This is a genomic window from Paragemmobacter straminiformis (assembly GCF_014243445.1).
Taxonomy (GTDB): domain Bacteria; phylum Pseudomonadota; class Alphaproteobacteria; order Rhodobacterales; family Rhodobacteraceae; genus Paragemmobacter; species Paragemmobacter straminiformis.
In genome coordinates this window covers 492,970-513,784 of record NZ_JACLQD010000001.1, presented here as the reverse complement: position 1 = coordinate 513,784, position 20,815 = coordinate 492,970, and the positions used below count along the sequence as shown (strand labels likewise).

Here is a 20,815-nt window from a genome sequence, read left to right as displayed (position 1 = left end):
TTGTCGCCCGCGCTGGCCCATTCGCGACCTTTTGGCCGCTGAGGTGCGATTCACCGAATTTTAACCCTGCGCCGCAAGGATGCGAGTCGCAATGGCCCGGAGGATGAAATGGCGCGCGACGCTTTGGAAAGATTGCGGCTGATCCGGTCGCGCCGCGTCGGGGCGGTGACATTTCACCGGCTGGTCGAGGAACATGGAAGTGCGGCCGCGGCGCTTTCGGCCTTGCCCGAGGTGGCGCGCGCCGCGGGCGTGCAGGATTACAGCCCCTGTCCGGTCGAGGTGGCCGAGCACGAGATGCGTCAGGCGCGCATCGCCGGGGCTACGATGCTTTGCCACGGCGATGCGGCCTATCCGCCGCTTCTGGCGCAACTGCCCGACGCGCCCCCCGTTCTTTGGGCGCGCGGCGACGCGGCGCTGCTGTCGCGCCCGATGGTGGCGATGGTGGGGGCGCGCAACGCCTCGTCGCTCGGGCTGCGGATGGCGAAGCGGCTGGCCGTCACGCTGGGCGAGGGAGGGCAGGTCGTGGCATCGGGACTTGCCCGCGGCATCGACGCCGAGGCGCATCTGGCCGCCCTCGACGGGGGAACGGTGGCCGTGATGGCGGGGGGCGTCGATGTCGTCTACCCCGAAGAGAACGCGCATCTGGCGGCGGCGATTGCGGAACGGGGGTGCCTCGTGTCGGAACAACCGATGGGCCTGCAACCGCAGGCGCGGCATTTCCCGCAACGCAACCGCGTGGTGGCAGGGCTTTCGCGGGCGGTGGTGGTGGTCGAGGCTGCGGCCCGGTCAGGCTCGCTCATCACCGCGCGCGAGGCGCTCGAACTGGGGCGCGAGGTCATGGCGGTGCCGGGCCATCCCTTCGACGCCCGCGCCGCCGGCTGCAACATGTTGATCCGCGACGGCGCGACGCTGGTGCGCGGTGCGGCCGACGTGCTCGAGGCGCTGGGCGTGCAGCAGCAGCGCAACTTCGGGGACGAGGTCGATGCCCGCCCGCCGCTGGCCCGTCCGCTGCCCGGTCCGGTGCCCGTGGCGCGGCCCCTGTCGCAACTGGCCGAACTGCACGGGCAGATCCTCGCGCGGCTGGGGCCAAGCCCGATGGCCGAGGACCAGCTGATCCGCGATCTGGCCCTGCCTGCCGCACAGGTGGCGCCCGAACTCGTCGCGCTGGAACTCGACGGCGCGATCACGCGGCAGGCGGGCGGGCTTTTGGCGCGCAGCGTCTAGCGGCGGGTCGGGCTGCGCTGGCGGGCAGCGACCCCTGGCAGACCAAGGGGGGCGGTCGGGCTGCGGCTATATGCGGCGTTCGCCGGGGTTTTGGCCGGTGGCCGGGGGCAGGCATTTGATTTTTCGCAGAAAAATCGCAGCGTCTGCGCGATTTCGGGCAAAGCTTCCGCGCCCGCCATGACGGTCGGGAAAGCCGCCGATTGACAGCCGCGCCCATCGCCCACATGTTGCCGCGCTATTCACGGGGCCGAAAGGGCAGGATTTTCATGGCAGTCGTCGTTGTCGAGTCTCCCGCAAAGGCCAAGACGATCAACAAATATCTCGGCCCCGGTTACGTCGTTCTGGCAAGCTACGGCCATGTCCGCGACCTTCCGGCCAAGGATGGTTCGGTCGATACGGAAAACGACTTCCGCATGGAGTGGGAGGTCGCGGCCGAGTCGAAAAAGCACGTCCGCGCGATCACCGAGGCGCTGAAAACCGACGATACGCTGATCCTTGCCACCGACCCCGACCGCGAGGGCGAGGCGATCTCGTGGCACCTGCAAGAGGCGCTGGCCTCGTCGCTGAAAAAGGGCAAGACCGTCCGCCGCGTCACCTTCAACGCCATCACCAAGGATGCGGTGACCAAGGCGATGCAGGAACCGCGCGACGTTGACCTGCCGCTGGTGGAAGCCTACCTCGCCCGCCGCGCCCTTGACTATCTTGTCGGCTTCAACCTGTCGCCCGTTCTGTGGCGCAAGCTGCCGGGGGCGAAATCCGCGGGGCGGGTGCAATCGGTCTGCCTGCGGCTGATCGTCGAGCGCGAGATGGAGATCGAAGCCTTCCGCGCGCAGGAATACTGGACCGTCAAGGCCGTTCTGACGACACCGCGCGGGCAGGAATTCGAAGCGCAGCTGACCGTCCTTGGCGGCAAGAAATTGCAGAAGTTCGACATTCCCACCGCCACGGCGGCGGAATTGGCGGTTCAGGCTGTCACATCGCGCACGCTGAAGGTGGCAAGCGTCGAGGCCAAGCCTGCGACCCGCAATCCCTATCCGCCCTTCATGACCTCGACCCTGCAACAGGAAGCCAGCCGCAAATACGGCATGGGGGCCAAGGCCACGATGAACGCCGCGCAGCGCCTCTACGAGGCGGGGCACATCACCTATATGCGGACAGACGGCATCGACATGGCCCCCGAGGCCGTGACGGCGGCGCGCGCCGAGATCAAGCGCCGCTTCGGCGCGACCTACGTGCCCGACGCCCCGCGCATGTACAAGAACAAGGCCAAGAACGCGCAGGAAGCGCATGAATGCATCCGCCCGACCGATATGGCCGCCAGCGCCGACGACCTGCGTCTGGCCGAGGCGGATCAGCGCAAGCTTTACGACCTGATCTGGAAGCGGACCATCGCCTGCCAGATGGCTTCGGCCCGGATGGAACGCACCACGGTCGAAATCGCCAGCGCCGATGCCGAAGTGGGCCTGCGCGCCACGGGGCAGGTGGTGCTGTTCGACGGGTTCATGGCGGTCTATGACGAAAGCCGCGACGAAGTGGTCGTCGATGACGAAGACGAAGGCGGCCGCCTGCCGCAGATCATGCAGGGCGAAGCTGTCGACAAGCGCAAGGTCGCACCCGAGCAGCACTTCACCCAGCCGCCGCCGCGCTATACCGAAGCGACCCTCGTGAAACGGATGGAAGAGCTGGGGATCGGCCGCCCCTCGACCTATGCCAGCATCATCGGCACGATCCAGGACCGCGAATACGTCAGGAAAGACAAGAACCGCCTGATCCCCGAGGACAAGGGCCGTCTCGTCACCGCCTTCCTGACGAACTATTTCCGCCGCTACGTCGAATATGATTTCACCGCCGACCTCGAAGCGCAGCTCGATGACGTCTCGGCCGGCGAGCGCGATTACAAGGAAGTGCTGTCACGCTTCTGGCGCGATTTTTCGGCCGCCATCGCCGAAACCGCCGATCTGCGGATCGGCGAGGTTCTCGACAAGATCGACGAATTCCTCGGGCCCCATCTTTACCCCGCGCGTGCCGACGGGTCCGATCCGCGGTCTTGCCCGACCTGCGGGACGGGGCGGCTGCATCTCAAGACCGCGCGCTCGGGCGGGGCCTTCATCGGCTGCGGCAACTACCCCGAATGCCGCTACACCCGCCCCATCGGCGGCAGCGACGAAAACGGCGGGGCTGCGGGCGACTCGGTCCTCGGGGTTGATGCGAACGGTTTGGAAATCAGCCTGAAATCGGGGCGTTTCGGCCCCTATGTCCAGCGCGGCGAGGCGACCGAGGCCGCCCCCAAACCGCCGCGCGCCAGCTTGCCCAAGGGATGGTCGCCGGAAAGCATCACGCTTGATCGGGCCTTGCAGCTTCTCGACCTTCCGCGCCCCATCGGCCCGCACCCCGAAACGGGCGAGCTGGTCGAGGCGGGGATCGGACGCTTCGGCCCCTATGTGAAACACGGCGCGACCTATGCGAACATTGCCGATGTGGACGAGGTGTTTACCATCGGCATGAACCGCGCGGTCGAAGTGCTGGCGAACAAGGCCACACGCGGGCGCGGCACGGCGGCCCCCGCTGGCCCCCTGCGCGTGTTGGGCGAGCATCCCGATGGCGGCGAGGTTCAGGTCATGCCGGGGCGCTACGGGCCCTATGTCAAATGGGCCAAGGTCAACGCGACCCTGCCCAAGGAATTGACCCCCGAAGCTGTCACGCTTGAGGAAGCCTTGGCCTTGGTCGCCGAGAAGGCAGGCAAGGGCGGCAAGAAGGCCGCGCCGAAGAAGGCCACCGCAAAGCCGAAGGCTGCGGCCAAGCCGAAAGCCGAGTCCAAACCGAAAGCCACGGCGAAGCCGAAAGCGGCAGCGAAGCCGAAGGTCGCCAAGAAGGCATAGGCCGCGCAGCTTTCTTGATATTCCGGCGGCAAGGGTGCGCAAGGCTTGCGCACCATGCGGGGCATTGCCTGCCTGTGCGTGTTCCACATCCCCTTTGGGCGGGGCGTTCCCGCTTACAGGGCCGAGGTTCCGCGCGGGTTCAGCAGCTTTGCCATCACCGTTTCGGCACGGATATGGCCTGCGGGCTTGCCGCCATCGGTCACGGCAAGTTCGGTGACGCCATTCGTCAGGTGGGACATCACCTCTTTCACCGGCGTGTCGATGTCGACCGACCGGCTGGCCCCGCTGGTTCCCGCCTGCATCACGTCGCGGGCGGTCAGCACGCCGAGCGGGTTCATATGGGCGACGAAATCGGCCACGTAATCCGAAACGGGATTGGCGATGATCTCGCGCGCGGTGCCGCACTGGACGATGCGGCCCCCCTCCATCAGCGCGATCCGGTTGCCGATCTTGAAGGCTTCGTCCAGATCGTGGCTCACGAAGATGATCGTGCGTTTCAGCTTGGCCTGAAGGTCCAGCAACTCGTCCTGCAACCTTGCGCGGATCAGCGGGTCGAGCGCCGAAAAGGGTTCGTCCATCAGCAGAATCGGCGCCTGGGTGACAAAGGCGCGGGCCAGTCCGACGCGCTGCTGCATGCCGCCCGACAATTCGCCCACCTTGCGTTCGGCCCATTGCGACAGGTTCACAAGCGCGAGCTGTTCGTCCACGCGCGCCTTGCGCTGCGCAGGGGTCTGGCCCGCAAGCTCCAGCCCCAGCCCTACATTCTCGCGCACGCTGCGCCACGGCAGCAGGCCAAAGGCCTGAAACACCATCGCGATCCGCGAAAGCCGCAGCTTGCGCAGGGTTTCGGGGTCGGCCTTGGTGACCGACACCATCTTGTTGCCGTCGCTCACCCGCACCTCGCCCCGCACCACGGGGTTCAGCGCATTGACGCCCCGCAAAAGCGTGGATTTGCCCGAACCGGACAACCCCATGAGGACAAGGATCTCGCCCTCGGCCACGGTTAGCGAACAGTCATGGACGCCCAGCACCTGCCCCGTTTTTTCCTGCACTTCGGCACGGGACATGCCCTGGTCCATCAGCGGCAGCGCGCGATCGGGATTGTCACCGAAAACGATGGAAACGCGGTCGAATTCTACAGCCGTCATCGGGTCACCCGCAGCATACGGTCAAGAAGGATGGCAACGACGACGATGATGAAGCCCGATTCGAAGCCGAGCGCCGTGTTGACCGAATTGAGCGCCCGCACCACCGGCACGCCAAGACCGTTCGCCCCGACGAGCGCCGCGATGACGACCATCGACAGCGACAGCATGATCGTCTGGTTCAGCCCTGCCATGATCTGCGGAAAGGCATAGGGAAGCTCGACCTTCCACAACCGCTGGCTTGGCGTGGCACCGAATGCGGTCGCCGCTTCCAGCAACGGTTGCGGCGTGGTCGAAATGCCCAGATGCGTCAGGCGGATCGGCGCGGGAAGGACAAAGATCACGGTGGCGATCAGCCCCGGCACCATGCCAAGGCCAAAGAACACGATGGCGGGGATCAGGTAGACAAAGGTCGGCAGGGTTTGCATCAGGTCAAGCACCGGCACCATCGCGCGATAGAGGCGCGGGCGGTGCGCGGCGGCGATGCCGATCGGCACGCCAAGCCCCATGCAGACGACGCAGGCCGAAAGGATCAGCGTCAGGCTTTCGGTCGTTTCCTCCCAATAGCCCTGGTTCAGGATGAAGAGAAAGCCGAGCAGGATGCCCAGACAGGTTTTCCACGACCGTTGCAGAAACCACGTCAGGGCGATGAAAACCGCAATCACCAAAAGCGGCGGCGGGGTCTGCAAAACCCAGAGGATGCCCGCGATCATGCCGTCGAGCAGCATCGAGAGAAAGTCGAAGAAGGGCCCGGCATGTTCCTTGAACCAGTCGAAGATATGCTTCGCGGTCTTGCCGACAGGAATCTTGTAATCGGTAAGCCACTCCATGCGCGGCCGCTCCCTTTCATCCTTGCGGAAAATACTCTGCGGGGGGTGCGGGGGGCGGCATAGGCCCCCCGCCCTGTTTCCGCAAAGGCGCGGTTTACTGCAGTGCGGCCGTCACGGCAGCTTTCGCATCGCCACCGTCCTTGGTGGTCACACCCTCGAGCCACGGCTCGATGGCGGCGGGATTGGCGGCAAGCCATGCCTTGGCGGCGGCCTCCGGATCTTCGCCATCGTCAAGGATCGCGCCCATGATCTCGTTCTCCATCTGAAGGGTGAACGACAGGTTCGACAGGAATTTGCCCGTGTTCGGGCATTCCGCGACATAGCCCTTGCGGGTGTTGGTGTAGATCGTGGCCCCGCCGAGGTTCGGGCCAAAGTAATCGTCACCGCCCGTCAGATAGGACATCTTGAAGTTGGCGTTCATCGGATGGGGTTCCCAGCCGAGAAAGACGATCGGCTCGCCCGCGCTGTCATGTTTGGCGACTTCGGCCAGCATCCCCTGTTCCGAGCTTTCGACGATCTCGAACCCGTCAAGGCCGAAGGGACCGTTGTCGATCATGTCGAGAATCAGACGGTTGCCGTCATTGCCCGGCTCGATCCCGTAGATCTGGCCTTTCAGCTCGTCCTTGTGGGCGGCGATATCCTTGAAGTCCTTGATGCCAAGGGCGGCGGCGGCCTCGTTCACGGCCAGCGTATACTTGGCGCCTTCAAGGTTGGCGCGCACGGTTTCGACGCTGCCGTCATCGCGGTAGGGGGCGATATCGGCCTCCATCGACGGCATCCAGTTTCCAAGGAAAACGTCGATGTCGCCCTGCGACAGGCCGGTATAGGTGACCGGAACCGAAAGGATTTTCGTTTCCGTCTCGTATCCCAGCGCTTTCAGCACGACCGACGCCGCGGCCGTGGTCGAGGTGATGTCGGTCCAGCCGACATCCGAGAAGGTGACCTTGTCGCAACCCTCAGCGGCTGCGGCACCGGCCAGGGCCAGCGTGGCGACGCTGGCGAGGAGGGTGGATTTGAACATGGCGGACTCCCTGTCGGTTTTTGTTGATTGACGAGTTAATAAACTTCACGCTTATTCGGTTTGGCAAGTTTTTTCTTGGGGCCGCACCGAATGCCGAAGATTGGGATGGAGCCTATCCGAAAGGCCGCGCTGGTCAAAGCGACGATCACCGAGATCGGTCGCGTCGGTTCGCTTGATGTCACGGTCAGCCAGATCGCTAAGCGCGCGGGCATGTCCAGCGCCTTGGCACACCACTATTTCGGCTCGAAGGACGATATCTTTCTGGCCGCCATGCGCCACGTCCTGACGCTTTACGGGGCCGAGGTGCGTGGCGCGCTGGCCGTGGCCCAAGGGCCCGAGCAACGCCTGCGGGCGATTCTCGCGGCCTCGTTCACCGCCGGAAACTTCCGGCGCGAGGTGGTCGGTGCATGGCTCAACTTCTACGTGCTGGCGCAGACCGTTCCCGAGGCAAAGCGGTTGCTTGCAGTCTACCAGCGGCGGCTCCGGTCGAATCTGCTTGTCTGCCTGCGCCCGCTCAGCGGTGACCGCGCCGAAGAGATCGCCGAAGGTCTCGGCGCGTTGATCGACGGACTTTACCTGCGCGAAGTGCTGAAATCCGGCCTGCCCGACGGCGCTGCCGCGGTCGCGACGGCGCTTGCCTATCTCGATGCCCAACTCGAAGGACGACCCGCATGAAGGCGCGACCCGTAGCCAGCCATTTCGTCAATGGAGCCTATGTCGAAGACGCTTCCGGCGCGCCGATCGAGGTGATCTACCCCGCCACGGGCGAAGTCGTCGCCATCGTCCACGAGGCCACGCCGGCCGTGATCGAAGCGGCCCTTGCCGGTGCCACGGCAGCGCAGGGGGCCTGGGCCGCGCTCAAGCCTGTCGAGCGCGCCCGCATCCTGCGCCGCGCCGCCGACATCATCCGCGACCGCAACCCCGAACTCGCGCGTCTCGAAACGCTCGACACCGGCAAGCCGATTCAGGAAACGCTGGTCGCCGATTGGCCAAGCGGTGCCGACAGCCTTGAATGGTTCGCGGGGCTTGCCCCGACCGTCACGGGCCAGACCATCCCTCTGGGCCGCGATTTCGTCTATACCCTGCGCGAGGCGCTGGGCGTCTGCGTCGGCATCGGCGCCTGGAACTATCCCAGCCAGATCGCCTGCTGGAAATCCGCCCCCGCCTTGGCGATGGGCAACGCGATGGTGTTCAAACCGTCCGAGGTGACGCCGCTTGGCGCGCTGAAACTGGCCGAGATCTTCCACGAGGCGGGGCTTCCCGCCGGTCTGTTCAACGTGGTGCAGGGACGCGGGGCCGTGGGCGGCGCGCTGGTGACAGATCCGCGCGTGGCCAAGGTCTCACTGACGGGGTCGGTCCCCACGGGGCAAAAGGTCTATGCCGCCGCCGCCGCAGGCGTGCGCCATGTCACGATGGAACTGGGCGGCAAGTCGCCGCTCGTCGTGTTCGACGATGCCAGCGTCGAGGATGCCATCGGCGCGGCCATGCTGGGCAACTTCTATTCGGCGGGGCAGGTCTGTTCCAACGGCACGCGCGTTTTCGTCCAAAAGGGCATCAAGGACCGCTTCCTTGCGCGTCTGGCCGAGCGGACGGCGAAAATCGTCCTTGGCGACCCGCTGGACGAGGCCACGCAGATGGGCCCGCTTGTTTCGCAAACACAGCTCGACAAGGTCTTGGGCTACATCGAAACCGCCAAGGGCGAGGGCGCCCGTCTGGTCTGCGGCGGGTCGCGCGCGGCGCTGAACACCGGCTATTACGTGCAACCCACCGTCTTTGCCGATGTGACCGATGCCATGACACTGGCGCGGGAAGAGGTGTTCGGCCCCGTCATGGCGGTTCTCGATTTCGACACCGAGGACGAGGTGATCGCCCGCGCCAACGACACCGAGTTCGGGCTTGCGGCCGGGGTCTTCACCGCCGATCTGGCCCGCGCGCATCGGGTCGTGGGCCAGTTGCAGGCCGGAACCACATGGATCAACGCCTATAACCTGACGCCGGTCGAAAGCCCCTTTGGCGGGTCGAAGCGGTCGGGCGTCGGGCGCGAGAACGGGCATGCGGCCATCGAGCATTATTCACAAGTGAAGTCGGTCTATGTGGGCATGGGCCCCGTCGACGCGCCGTATTGATCGTATAAGGGTTTGGAAATGAACGCGGAATTCGTCATCATCGGTGCGGGCTCGGCTGGTTCGGCAATGGCCTACCGGCTGGGCGAGGCGGGCGCGCGCGTCATCGTCATCGAACATGGCGGCACCGATGCGGGGCCGTTCATCCAGATGCCTGCGGCCCTGTCCTATCCGATGAACATGGCGCGCTACGACTGGGGCTTCCACACCGAACCCGAACCGCATCTGGGCGGGCGCGTGCTGGCCACGCCGCGCGGCAAGGTGATCGGCGGGTCGTCCTCGATCAACGGGATGGTCTATGTGCGCGGCCACGCCCGCGATTTCGACACCTGGGCCGAGATGGGCGCGAACGGTTGGGCCTATGCCGATGTGCTGCCCTATTTCCAGCGGATGGAACAATGGCACGGTCACACCGACGGCGGCGACCGCGCCTTTCGCGGGGCCAACGGCCCGCTGCATGTGACGCGGGGGCCAAGGTCGAACCCGCTGTTCTCGGCCTTCATCAAGGCGGGCGAACAGGCGGGCTATCCGGTCACCGCCGATTACAACGGCCAACAGCAAGAGGGCTTCGGCCCGATGGAGGCCACGATCTACCGCGGCCAGCGCTGGTCGGCGGCCAATGCCTACCTGAAACCCGCGATGAAGCGCGGCAACGTCACCACCATCCGCGCCTTTGCCCGCCGTGTCGTGATCGAGAACGGCCGCGCCACGGGGGTCGAGGTCGAGCGCGGCGGCAAGATCGAGGTGATTTCCGCCAGCCGCGAGGTCGTCGTCGCGGCCTCGTCGATCAACACGCCAAAAATCCTGATGCTGTCGGGCATCGGCGATGCGGCGCATCTTCGCGCGAACGGAATCGCCGTCGTGGCCGACCGTCGGGGCGTGGGCGCGAACCTTCAGGATCATCTGGAGCTTTACCTGCAATTCGCCGCGAGCCAGCCGATCACCCTGTTCAAGCACTGGAACCTGTGGGGCAAGGCGCGCATCGGGGCGCAATGGCTGTTCACCGGAAAGGGGCTGGGGGCGTCCAACCAGTTCGAAGCCTGCGCCTTCATCCGCTCGCAGGCGGGCGTCGAATACCCCGACATCCAGTATCACTTCCTGCCGATCGCCGTGCGCTATGACGGCAAGGCGGCAGCCGAAGGCCACGGCTTTCAGGCCCATGTCGGCCCGATGCGGTCGAAATCGCGCGGAGCGGTCACCCTGCGTTCGGGCGATCCGGCGGACGCCCCGAAAATCCTGTTCAACTACATGTCCGACCCGTCCGACTGGGAAGACTTCCGTCGCTGCATCCGCCTGACGCGCGAGATCTTCGGGCAAGAGGCCTTTGCCCCCTACATGAAGCACGAAATCCAGCCCGGTGCCGCCGTGCAGACCGACGCCCAGCTTGACGATTTCATCCGCGAACATGTCGAAAGCGCCTATCATCCCTGCGGCACGGCGCGGATGGGGCGGCGCGACGATCCGATGGCCGTGGTCGATTCCGAATGCCGCGTGATTGGCGTCGACGGCCTGCGCGTGGCCGACAGCTCGATCTTTCCGCAGGTGACGAATGGCAACCTGAATGCCCCGTCCATCATGGTGGGGGAAAAGGCGGCAGACCACCTTTTGGGCCGCACGCCGCTTCCCGCCTCGAATCTGGAACCGTGGATCAACCCGAACTGGCGCGTGGCGCAGCGTTAACGAAGATTTCGTTCCGCCCTTGAGCATGGCGCCATTCCCCGCGATGAAGGGGGATGGCATTAATCATTCGTTCACTTCTCGTTCTGATCCTGTGCGGCTTTCCCGCATTTGCCGAAACCATCGTCGGCCGCGCGCGGGTGATTGACGGCGATACGCTGGAAATCGGGTCAAAACATGTGCGCCTCTTCGGGATCGATGCCCCCGAACATGACCAGACCTGCGACCGGAACGGCAAGCCCTGGCCCTGCGGGCAGGCGGCGGCGCAGGCTCTGGCCGATCTGGCCGGACGCGCGCGGCTGGAATGCGAGGTGCAGGACCGCGACCGCTATGGCCGGGCCGTCTCGATCTGCGCGGCAAAGGGCGTCGATCTTGGCGAGCAACTGGTCAGGCAGGGCACGGCAACCGCCTACCTGCGCTATTCGCACCGCTACGTCGCCGCCGAGGCCGAAGCCAAGGCGCGACGTCTGGGCATCTGGGGCGGCCAGATGGTCACGCCCGAAGACTATCGCCACGGCACGGCGCAGGATGCGCCCGACCCCTCTTGCACGATCAAGGGCAACATCGGCACCAAGGGGCGCGTCTACCACATGGCCGGACAGGCCGACTACGCCGCCACCCGCATAAACGAGTCAAAGGGCGAGCGGTGGTTCTGTTCCGAGGCGCAGGCAAGGGCCGCCGGATTCCGCAAAGCGTCAAGATAGTTGACCGAGGTCAATGTTGCCGGCGTCGGGGTCCGGTATCTTCGGGGCGCAAGGTAAAGAAGGAGATTGCGCCATGTCCAACACGCCCCATGACCTTTACGAGGATTTCCCCGAAAAGGCCGCAGCGATCCACGCGCTCAAGGCCAAGGACGCACATTTCGCCAAGATGGTCGAGGACTACCACGAGGTGAACCGCGCCGTGCATCGCGCCGAAACGCTGGTCGAACCCGTAACGCCGGAACATGAAGGCAGCTTGCGGCAAAAGCGGATGCGGCTGAAGGACGACATCTGGCACGCGCTGACCGCGGGCTGACACCGCGCCGGGGGGCCCCCCTCCCAAGGATATTCAAGCCAAAGGAAAGCGGGCCGCCGATGCGCCCGCTTTCTTCATTCGGCGATTTCGTAAGGCAGCAGGCCGCGACGGTCGGGGTCCACCCTCAACCGGCGCTCCAGCGGCGGGACCGAGCGTTGATGGCAATCGCGCCTTTCGCAGATACGGCAGGAAATGCCGATAGGCTCGAACCGGCCCTTGAGGTCGAGCCCGTCGGAATAGACCATCGCAGGGGCGTGCTGCACCTCGCAGCCCAGACCGATGGCAAAGCGTTTGACGGGGGCATGGTAGGCCCCGCCGGGTTTTGACACATCGCGCGCAAGGCAAAGATAGCGCACGCCATCGGGGGTTTCGGCAAGCTGGCGCAGGAACTGCCCCGGCGTCTCAAAGGCGCGGTGGACATTCCACAGCGGGCAGGCCCCGCCGAAGCGGGCGAATTGCAGGCGCGTGGCCGAGTGCCGCTTGGTGATCGTTCCCGCCTGATCGACGCGGACGAAGAAGAAGGGGATGCCCTTGGCACCGGGGCGTTGCAGCGTCGACAGCCGGTGCGCGACCTGTTCGATCGACGCACCGAAAAGGTCGGCCAGACGTTCGAGATCGTGGCGCGTTTCAAGGGCGGCGGCCTGAAAGGCGCGATAGGGCAGAAGGGCTGCGCCGGCAAAGTAATTGGCCAGTCCGATCTTGGCGATATCCCGCGCCTCGGGCGTGGTGAACCGCGCAAGGTCAAGCGTGGCGTCAAGCAATTCGTTCTGCGTGAGCAGCGCCACCTGCATCAGAAGCTGGAACCGCTGTGTCGGGCCTGCGCTGCGATCCGAAAGGGTCAGACGGCGCGTGGCGGGATCGTAGTGGCGCAAATCGGGGTTTTCGGAAAACGCCAGCGTGATCCCGCGCTTTTCCAGCGCCTCGGTCGCGGTGCGGGTGATGTCGCGCGAAGCGGCCGAAGTGGCAAAATGCTCGGCCGCGCGGTCGATGGCGTCGATGTAATTGTCGCAATAGTGAAAGAAGTCGCGCACCTCTTCCCAAGGGCTGGCGCGCAAGGCGGCGTCATCGCGGCCAAGCGCCTCGTCCAGCGAGGCGAGGCGTTCATGCGTCTGCCGGTAAGCCCGATGCAGGTCGAGGAAGGCGCGCGCAAGGGCAGGGGCGTTCGAGGCCGCAAGCCGCAGGTCCGCCAGCGGTGGCGTGGTCTTGGCAAAGACGGGGTCGGCCAGTGCCTCGCGCATGTCGCTGACCAGCCGTTCCGATTCTCCCACGGTCAATTCGGTGACGTCGAGCCCGAATTCCTGCGCCAGCGCCAGCACGACCGAGGCTGAAACGGGGCGATGGTTGTTCTCCATCTGGTTCAGATAGGGCAGCGAAACGCCCAGTTTGTCGGCAAAGGTCTTTTGCGTCAGGGCAAGGCGGGCGCGGATTTCGCGGAGCTTGGCTCCGGCGTAAAGCTTCTGCGTGGCCATGCCCGTCCCTTTGCAAACATCGCTGCGTCAGGTTGCAAAGTCGGTGGGATTTGCGGGGCGGTCAAGGTTCTTCTCGGTCGCGGCGGCGGCCCGTCTGTCACGTCGGCAGCCCGATCGCCCGTGCGCGGCGGATCACCCAGAAAATCGCACCCAATGATGCCAGCGCCGAGGCCAGCATCAGCAGCACCAGCGGCAATTCCGACGAACCCGGCCCCAGCAGCGCGCCGGCAAGGGCAGCCAGCGCCGCGCCGCCGCCAACCTGTATCGCCCCGCCCAGCCCCGATGCCGTGCCCGCAAGCTCTGGCCGGATCGACAGCATTCCCGCATTGGCGTTGGGCAGCGTCATCCCGTTTCCCGCGCCGACAAAGATGGTGCAGCCAAAGAACACCAGCGCCGAATGCAGCCCCGCCAGGGTCAGCACCGTCAGCAATCCCAATCCCGCCAGCGTCAGCGACGAGCCGATCAGGATCATCCGGTTCATGCCCAGCCGCACCGAATACCGGCCCGCGACGAAATTCCCGCCCGCATAGCCCACGGCGGTAATCGCGAACAGCACGCCGATATGCGAAGACGACAGGCCGAACACCGTATTGCCGACATAGGGCGCCCCGCCCAGATAGGCGAAGAAACAGCCCGAGGCGAAGCTCGCGCAAAGCACATAGCCCCAGAAGCGCTGCGACTTCAGCAAGGCAGGATAGCTGCGGATCTGGTCCATCAAGGACACGCGGCGCAAGGTGGCGGTCTCTCCCAGATCGGCCCAGCACAGCGCCAGCGTCACAAGGCCAAGCACAAGCAGCAGCGCGAAATTCGCGTGCCAGCCAAAAGCCTCGTCCAGCACGCCTCCGATCACGGGGCCGATCATCGGCACGATGCTCATCCCCATCGTCACATAGCCGATCATGCTGGCCGCCTGCGCATCGGGCACCATGTCGCGCACCACGGCCCGCGACAGCACCATGCCCGCCGCGATCACTGCCTGCGCCATGCGGAACACCAGAAACACCGTCGCATTGGGCGAAAGCAGGGTGCCCGCCGTGGCGATCAGGAACAGGATCAACGCCCCGATGATGACCTTGCGCCTGCCGTAGCGGTCCGAAATCGGGCCGATCACGATTTGCAGCACCGCCGAAAGCGCAAGGTAAAGCGCCACCGAAAGCTGCATCAGCGCATAGGGCGCGCCGAAATAGGCCGCCATTCCCGGAAGCGACGGCAGGAAGATGTTCATGGTTAGCGCCGAAAGCCCCGCAAGCAGGATCAGCGTGGCGATATGCGGCGCGGTGCGGCGGTCGAGAAAGCGGCTTTGCATGGATTGGTCTTAGGTGCGGGTCGGGCAGAAGTCCACCTTAGCCCCATTTGTGAAAGATGAAGAACGCCCCCAAGGCGATGAAGGCAAAGCCGAGCGCGTGGTTCCAGCCCAGGGGCTCCTTTAGGTAGAGCACCGAAAAGACGGCAAAGACCGAAAGGGTGATCACCTCTTGAATGGTCTTCAGCTGCGCGGCGCTAAAGGTTCCGTGCCCGTAGCGGTTGGCGGGAACCTGCAACACGTATTCGAAAAAGGCGATGCCCCAAGAGACGAGGATGACAAGATACAGGGGTGCGGCCTTGAACCGCAGGTGACCATACCACGCGAAGGTCATGAAGATGTTCGAGGCCAGAAGCAGGCCGATGGTCAGGATCGGTGTGGGAATCGTGGGCATGGGGCACCTTTGCGCGACGTTGCAGGGGTTTAGCGCGCTTGCGGGGCGCTGGCGACATTATTTGCAACTTTGCGTTTCGCTTCGGGTGATCTGCCAATAATTTGCAAATATGCGAGGTTCCGTTTTGCGCCCCTGTTACATACCGCTATGGTCCGCCGAAATCGGGGGGAGTTCCGTCATGAAAGACATCTTGCAAGAGCTGGAAGACCGCCGCGCCGTGGCGCGGGCGGGCGGCGGCGAGAAGCGCGTGGCGGCACAGCACGCCAAGGGCAAGCTGACCGCCCGCGAGCGGATCGAATTGCTGCTCGACGAAGGCAGCTTCGAGGAATTCGACATGTTCGTGCAGCACCGCTGCACCGATTTCGGCATGGAGGAAAGCAAAACCCCCGGCGACGGCGTGGTCACCGGCTGGGGCACGGTCAACGGCCGCATGGTCTATGTCTTTGCGCAGGATTTCACCGTGCTGGGCGGGTCGGTTTCGGAAACCCACGGGGCCAAGATCTGCAAGATCATGGACATGGCGATCCAGAACGGCGCACCGGTGATCGGCATCAACGATTCGGGCGGCGCGCGCATTCAAGAGGGCGTCTCGTCCCTTGCCGCCTATGGCGAGGTGTTCCAGCGCAACATCCTTGCATCCGGCGTGGTGCCGCAGATTTCGCTGATCATGGGCCCCTGTGCGGGCGGGGCGGTCTATTCGCCCGCGATGACCGACTTCATCTTCATGGTCAAGGACAGTTCCTACATGTTCGTGACGGGGCCGGATGTGGTCAAGACCGTCACGAACGAACATGTCACCGCCGAAGAACTCGGCGGGGCATCGACCCACACCAAGAAGTCGAGCGTCGCGGACGGTGCCTTCGAGAACGATGTCGAAGCCCTCGCCGAAACCCGGCGCCTGATCGACTTCCTGCCGCTCAACAACCGCGAAAAGGCGCCCGTGCGCCCCTTCTTCGACGATCCGGCGCGCGTGGAAATGTCGCTCGATACCCTTGTGCCGGACAATCCGAACCAGCCCTATGACATGAAGGAACTGATACTGAAGATCGCCGACGAGGGCGACTTCTTCGAGATCCAGAAGGATTTCGCGGCAAACATCATCACCGGTTTCATCCGGCTCGAGGGGCAGTCCGTCGGCGTGGTGGCGAACCAGCCGATGGTTCTGGCCGGATGCCTCGACATCGACGCGTCGCGCAAGGCCGCGCGCTTCGTCCGTTTCTGCGATGCCTTCGAGATTCCCATTCTGACTTTGGTCGACGTGCCGGGCTTCCTGCCCGGAACCACGCAGGAATACGGCGGTGTCATCAAGCACGGCGCGAAACTGCTGTTCGCCTATGGCGAGGCGACCGTGCCCAAGGTCACGGTGCTGACGCGCAAGACCTATGGCGGGGCCTATGTCGTCATGTCGTCAAAGCATCTGCGCGGCGATTTCAACTATGCCTGGCCCACGGCAGAGGTCGCCGTGATGGGGGCCAAGGGCGCGGTCGAGATCCTCTATCGCAGCGAACTCGGCGACAAGGATAAGATCGCGGCACGGGTCAAGGATTACGAGGACCGCTTCGCCAACCCCTTCGTTGCGGCGGAAAAAGGCTTCATCGACGAAGTGATCATGCCCCATTCCACCCGCCGCCGCGTGGCGCGGGCCTTTGCCAGCCTTCGCACCAAGAAACTGGCGAACCCGTGGAAGAAGCACGACAATATCCCGCTGTGATGTGACGTGATGCACCGCGCCCCTGCCTTTCCCTTGTCCCTGCTGCCCGCCGCGCTTTGCGCGGGGCTTGCCGCTGGCCAAGAGGGACCGCAGGTCGTTGCAGGCGGGGGCGTGGCGGTCAAGGTGCCTTCGGGCCAGCCCGTGACCTTGCAGGATGTGATCTGGAACGTCGCCGGACCGGATGGCATGGTCACGCGCTTCCGCTTTCTGGCCCCCGACATCGCCGGAGCGGTCGATTTCGATACCGCCGAAACCGACATGATCTGGCTGTGCGAGAATTTCGCCCTGCCACGCCTCAGCGAATTCGGCCCCCAGCCCGAGGCGGTGGTGATCTCGCTTTCAGACCGCGCGCTGGACTTTGGCGACAGCGCACCCGAAGCCGTCCAGTTCTTCGAATCCTATCGGGTCGAAGGCGGGAAATGCGAATGGGAGATGTTCTGATGACAGCCCGTCCCGTTTCGTTTTCCGTTGCCGCTCATGGGCTTCGTGATGTAGCTGTGCCACAGGCCGACAACTTGGGCGAGTTTCCGTGTCCTTTGCGGATGATTTCCGATAAGGTGGCTGCGGGTCGTGCCCAAGCGGCCTATACCTCGCAATGGGGGCGGGCGGATGGTGTTTCATCCGCAATGACCCTCCAAGAAAATAGGAGTAGAGGATGTCGACGAGCAAAATCGTTTTTGCACTGTGCATGGTTGCCTTTGTCGCCGGTTGTGCGGCGAAGAAGGAAGAAGTCGTTTACGTCGATGACGCAGCTGTCTCGACCGAACCGACCTACACCGGCAAGTACAAGTAAGTCACTGGGGCGGGCCAACGGGGGCGCATGTCCCCGGCCCGCCCTTATTCTGTCCGGTGTTTCGTTTGACGCTGGGCTGCCGATGCTGCATCACGCGCCCCTTGGCATCCAAAGGGGCATGACATGTTGAAGCATCGCGGCTTTCCCGGCCGCCTTCCGGGGACGGATTTCCAGTTCACCATCCGCCGCGCCAACAAGAAGGACGGTCCGACCAAGATCGTCCGGCGCGAACGCTACAAGGACCGCAAGCACGCCGACCGCATGGCCGATCAGGGGTTCATGGCGGCGCTCTGGGCCTGTTTCGGCGACGAACCCTTCGAACGCGGCAATCTCGACGCGGGTCGCCTCGGCTGGCTTTTCGGGCGCGAGGTCGTGCCCGCCGAAGACCCCTTCGATCCCGAAAGCTACGAGGCGTTGTTGCGCATCGACGTGAAGCGGGCCGAAGCCTCGTTCCCCGAGGTTTTCGCCCCCGATGCCCCGCCCGTGGCCTTTGACGAAGACTGGGACGAGGACGAATAGGCATGATCCCGCCCGCAACATTCGCATTTCGGCAATTCGTCGCGCAAGGCGCGGCACGGGCGAATTGTGATTTGGCGCGGGCGCCGGAAGTGATGGACACTGATGTCATTGTGGAATGCGCCCCCTTGCGGGGCGGTCCCGATGTCTGCCCTTCCCAATGCCTTGCGCCTGACCCGTCGCGGGTCGGGCGTCTTTTTGCCGATGGGCGTTGTTTTGCCGATCGGCGGGCCGTGAACCTGCGGAATGCGTCTTTTCGCTTTCCCCGCCCTCGCCTTGCGATAGACTGCGCTGCAAGAATAACCCAAGCACGAGGCAGTCTTAAATGCGCATCCTTCCTTTCGCCCTTCTTTCCGTCACCGCTCTCGGCCTTGCCGCCTGCGCCCCCGGCCAGTCCGGCATCCGCTGCGGCACGGGTGATGGTGGCCGTGCGGCCATCGGTGCCGTCACCGGCGCGCTCGCGGCCGACATTCTCGACAAGAACGCCCTCACCGGCGCGGCAATCGGCGCTGGCGCTGGTGCTTTGGCCGACGACGCGGGCGTCTGCTACTGATCTGACCCCTGCCTTCGGGCGGGGACGTTCCATCGTTCAAGGGCCATCCGGGGGCAATCCCCGGGTGGCCTTTTGCATTTCTGCCGTTCCCCGGCCCGGGAACGGTTTTGGGGGAGAGCCATGTTCGACAAGATCCTGATCGCCAACCGCGGCGAAATCGCCTGCCGCGTCATCAAGACGGCCCGCAAGATGGGCATCAAGACGGTGGCGGTCTATTCCGATGCCGACCGGAACGCCCTGCACGTCAAGATGGCGGATGAAGCGGTGCATATTGGTGCCGCCCCTGCCGCGCAGTCCTATATCGTGATCGACAAGATCATGGCCGCGGTCAAGGCGACCGGCGCGCAGGCGGTGCATCCGGGCTATGGCTTCCTGTCGGAAAACCGCGCCTTCGCGGCGGCGCTCGAAGCGGCGGGCGTGGTGTTCGTCGGTCCTCCGTCCCCGGCCATCGAGGCGATGGGCGACAAGATCACCTCGAAGAAGATCGCGCAGGAAGCGGGCGTCTCCACCGTTCCGGGCTATATGGGCCTGATTGCCGATGCTGACGAGGCGGTGAAGATTTCGGGCCAGATCGGCTATCCCGTGATGATCAAGGCTTCGGCCGGCGGTGGCGGCAAGGGGATGCGCATCGCATGGAACGATGCCGAGGCGCGCGAGGGCTTCCAGTCATCGAAGAACGAGGCGACGGCCTCATTCGGGGACGACCGTATCTTCATCGAGAAATTCGTGACGCAACCGCGCCATATCGAAATTCAGGTGCTGGCCGACAAACACGGCAACTGTGTCTACCTGCATGAAAGGGAATGCTCGATCCAGCGCCGGAACCAGAAGGTGATCGAAGAGGCGCCCTCGCCCTTCCTTGACGAGGCGACGCGCAAGGCGATGGGCGAACAGGCCTGCGCGCTGGCAAAGGCCGTGGGCTACACCAGTGCAGGAACCGTGGAATTCATCGTCGACGGAAACCGCAACTTCTACTTCCTCGAAATGAACACCCGGCTTCAGGTCGAACATCCTGTGACCGAACTGATCACCGGCGTTGACCTTGTCGAGCAGATGATCCGCGTGGCGAATGGCGAGCCGCTGCCCTTCAAGCAGAGCGACCTGAAGATCAACGGCTGGGCGATGGAAAGCCGTCTCTATGCCGAAGACCCGTACCGGAACTTCCTGCCCTCGATCGGGCGGCTGACGCGCTACCGCCCGCCGGTCGAAGGCACCACCCCGCGCGGCGGGATCGTGCGCAACGACACCGGCGTGTTCGAGGGCGGCGAGATCAGCATGTATTACGACCCGATGATCGCCAAGCTCTGCACATGGGGCGCAACCCGCGCCGATGCCATCGAGGAAATGCGCCTTGCGCTGGATACGTTCGAGGTCGAGGGGATCGGCCACAACCTGCCCTTCGTCGGGGCGGTGATGGACCATCCGCGCTTTGTGTCGGGCAACATCACGACCGCCTTCATCGCCGAGGAATATCCCGAAGGCTTTCAGGGCGCCACGCTTGACGATGCCACGCTGCGGCGTGTCGCGGCGGCGGCGGCGGCGATGAACCGCGTCGCGGAAATCCGCCGCACCAAGATCACCGGCACGATGGACAACCACCAGCGCCGCGTGGGCGATGACTGGGTCGTCGCCGTGCAAGGCCAGTCGATGGCGCTGACCATCGCCGCCGACCGCGACGGCTCGACCGTCACCTTTGCCGATGGCGCGGCCCTGCGCGTGGCCTCGGACTGGACGCCCGGTCAGGCGCTGGCGCGGCTCGTCGTCGATGGCACACCCTTGGTGATGAAGGTCGGCAAGGTGCCCGGCGGCTTCCGCCTGCGCCTGCGTGGCGCCGATCTGAAATGCCACGTCCGCACCCCGCGCCAACACGAACTGGCGCTGATGATGCCGGAAAAACTGCCCCCCGACACCTCGCGTTTCCTGCTGTGCCCGATGCCCGGCCTGATCGTGAAGATCGCCGTCGAAGAGGGCGACGAGGTTCAGGAAGGGCAGGCGCTGGCGACGGTCGAGGCGATGAAGATGGAAAACATCCTCAAGGCCGAACGCAAGGGCGTGGTCAAGAAGATCAACGCCACGGCAGGCGCAAGCCTGCGGGTCGACGATGTCATCATGGAGTTCGAGTGAACCCGCCCCTGCCCAAAGCGGTCTCTATCCCTTGCC

Annotated in this window: 19 protein-coding genes; 13 read left to right on the top strand and 6 right to left on the bottom strand. The window is 64.7% G+C overall.

Annotated elements, in window-relative coordinates; translation table 11 throughout:
* The first annotated feature begins 108 nt into the window (after positions 1–108).
* Both dprA and topA read left to right on the top strand, forming a co-directional pair.
* Complete coding sequence (dprA, locus tag H7F16_RS02415) at positions 109–1,224, top strand: DNA-processing protein DprA (protein ID WP_185795953.1); 1,116 nt, start codon at positions 109–111, stop codon at positions 1,222–1,224.
* A gap of 266 nt (positions 1,225–1,490) precedes the next feature.
* Positions 1,491–4,103 (top strand): type I DNA topoisomerase, encoded by a 2,613-nt coding sequence (gene topA / locus H7F16_RS02410; protein ID WP_185795952.1) that lies wholly within the window; start codon positions 1,491–1,493, stop codon positions 4,101–4,103.
* A gap of 113 nt (positions 4,104–4,216) precedes the next feature.
* On the opposite strand, the gene choV is transcribed toward topA, so the two are convergent.
* From choV to H7F16_RS02395, 3 genes are all read right to left on the bottom strand, one after another.
* Positions 4,217–5,251 carry a choline ABC transporter ATP-binding protein gene (gene choV / locus H7F16_RS02405; protein ID WP_185795951.1) on the bottom strand — a complete coding sequence of 345 codons (1,035 nt, stop codon included), beginning with the start codon at positions 5,249–5,251 and terminating at the stop codon, positions 4,217–4,219.
* The gene (gene choW / locus H7F16_RS02400; protein ID WP_185795950.1) at positions 5,248–6,078 is read right to left on the bottom strand and encodes a choline ABC transporter permease subunit; all 831 of its coding nucleotides are present in this window, start codon (positions 6,076–6,078) and stop codon (positions 5,248–5,250) included. Before choW ends, choV begins: the two co-directional genes overlap by 4 nt.
* A 94-nt stretch (positions 6,079–6,172) precedes the next feature.
* Entirely contained in the window at positions 6,173–7,099 is a 927-nt protein-coding gene (locus H7F16_RS02395) for a choline ABC transporter substrate-binding protein (RefSeq protein WP_185795949.1), read from the bottom strand.
* Between the two features lie 90 nt (positions 7,100–7,189).
* Between H7F16_RS02395 and betI the strand changes: the two genes are divergently transcribed.
* From betI to H7F16_RS02370, 5 genes are all read left to right on the top strand, one after another.
* Entirely contained in the window at positions 7,190–7,774 is a 585-nt protein-coding gene (gene betI / locus H7F16_RS02390; RefSeq protein WP_185795948.1) for a transcriptional regulator BetI, read from the top strand.
* Positions 7,771–9,225: a betaine-aldehyde dehydrogenase gene (betB, locus tag H7F16_RS02385; RefSeq protein WP_185795947.1), complete on the top strand. Its 1,455-nt coding sequence runs from the start codon at positions 7,771–7,773 to the stop codon at positions 9,223–9,225. Before betI ends, betB begins: the two co-directional genes overlap by 4 nt.
* An 18-nt stretch (positions 9,226–9,243) precedes the next feature.
* Positions 9,244–10,902 carry a choline dehydrogenase gene (betA, locus tag H7F16_RS02380; RefSeq protein ID WP_185795946.1) on the top strand — a complete coding sequence of 553 codons (1,659 nt, stop codon included), beginning with the start codon at positions 9,244–9,246 and terminating at the stop codon, positions 10,900–10,902.
* A gap of 53 nt (positions 10,903–10,955) precedes the next feature.
* Positions 10,956–11,603: a thermonuclease family protein gene (locus H7F16_RS02375; RefSeq protein ID WP_185795945.1), complete on the top strand. Its 648-nt coding sequence runs from the start codon at positions 10,956–10,958 to the stop codon at positions 11,601–11,603.
* A gap of 73 nt (positions 11,604–11,676) precedes the next feature.
* Positions 11,677–11,916 (top strand): HP1242/YdcH family protein, encoded by a 240-nt coding sequence (locus tag H7F16_RS02370; RefSeq protein WP_185795944.1) that lies wholly within the window; start codon positions 11,677–11,679, stop codon positions 11,914–11,916.
* Between the two features lie 74 nt (positions 11,917–11,990).
* Here the strand turns inward: H7F16_RS02370 and H7F16_RS02365 are convergent, their stop codons facing one another.
* From H7F16_RS02365 to H7F16_RS02355, 3 genes are all read right to left on the bottom strand, one after another.
* Positions 11,991–13,385: a helix-turn-helix domain-containing protein gene (locus tag H7F16_RS02365; RefSeq protein WP_185795943.1), complete on the bottom strand. Its 1,395-nt coding sequence runs from the start codon at positions 13,383–13,385 to the stop codon at positions 11,991–11,993.
* Positions 13,386–13,482: 97 nt separating this feature from the next.
* A complete protein-coding gene (locus tag H7F16_RS02360) occupies positions 13,483–14,691 on the bottom strand; it encodes a multidrug effflux MFS transporter (protein ID WP_185795942.1) in 1,209 nt (402 codons plus the stop codon).
* Between the two features lie 37 nt (positions 14,692–14,728).
* A complete protein-coding gene (locus H7F16_RS02355) occupies positions 14,729–15,082 on the bottom strand; it encodes a DMT family protein (RefSeq protein WP_185795941.1) in 354 nt (117 codons plus the stop codon).
* 178 nt (positions 15,083–15,260) lie between these two features.
* Between H7F16_RS02355 and H7F16_RS02350 the strand changes: the two genes are divergently transcribed.
* From H7F16_RS02350 to H7F16_RS02325, 6 genes are all read left to right on the top strand, one after another.
* Positions 15,261–16,793, top strand: a complete 1,533-nt coding sequence (locus H7F16_RS02350) for an acyl-CoA carboxylase subunit beta (protein WP_185795940.1) — start codon at positions 15,261–15,263, stop codon at positions 16,791–16,793.
* A gap of 33 nt (positions 16,794–16,826) precedes the next feature.
* Positions 16,827–17,234, top strand: a complete 408-nt coding sequence (locus H7F16_RS02345) for a DUF6497 family protein (RefSeq protein WP_241741145.1) — start codon at positions 16,827–16,829, stop codon at positions 17,232–17,234.
* Between the two features lie 214 nt (positions 17,235–17,448).
* Positions 17,449–17,586: a hypothetical protein gene (locus H7F16_RS02340; RefSeq protein WP_185795939.1), complete on the top strand. Its 138-nt coding sequence runs from the start codon at positions 17,449–17,451 to the stop codon at positions 17,584–17,586.
* A gap of 123 nt (positions 17,587–17,709) precedes the next feature.
* A complete protein-coding gene (locus H7F16_RS02335) occupies positions 17,710–18,105 on the top strand; it encodes a hypothetical protein (protein WP_185795938.1) in 396 nt (131 codons plus the stop codon).
* A 322-nt stretch (positions 18,106–18,427) separates the two neighbouring features.
* Positions 18,428–18,655, top strand: coding sequence for a hypothetical protein (locus H7F16_RS02330; protein WP_185795937.1), 228 nt, complete (start codon positions 18,428–18,430; stop codon positions 18,653–18,655).
* Between the two features lie 120 nt (positions 18,656–18,775).
* Positions 18,776–20,779: an acetyl-CoA carboxylase biotin carboxylase subunit gene (locus tag H7F16_RS02325; RefSeq protein ID WP_185795936.1), complete on the top strand. Its 2,004-nt coding sequence runs from the start codon at positions 18,776–18,778 to the stop codon at positions 20,777–20,779.
* The last annotated feature ends 36 nt before the right edge of the window (positions 20,780–20,815 follow it).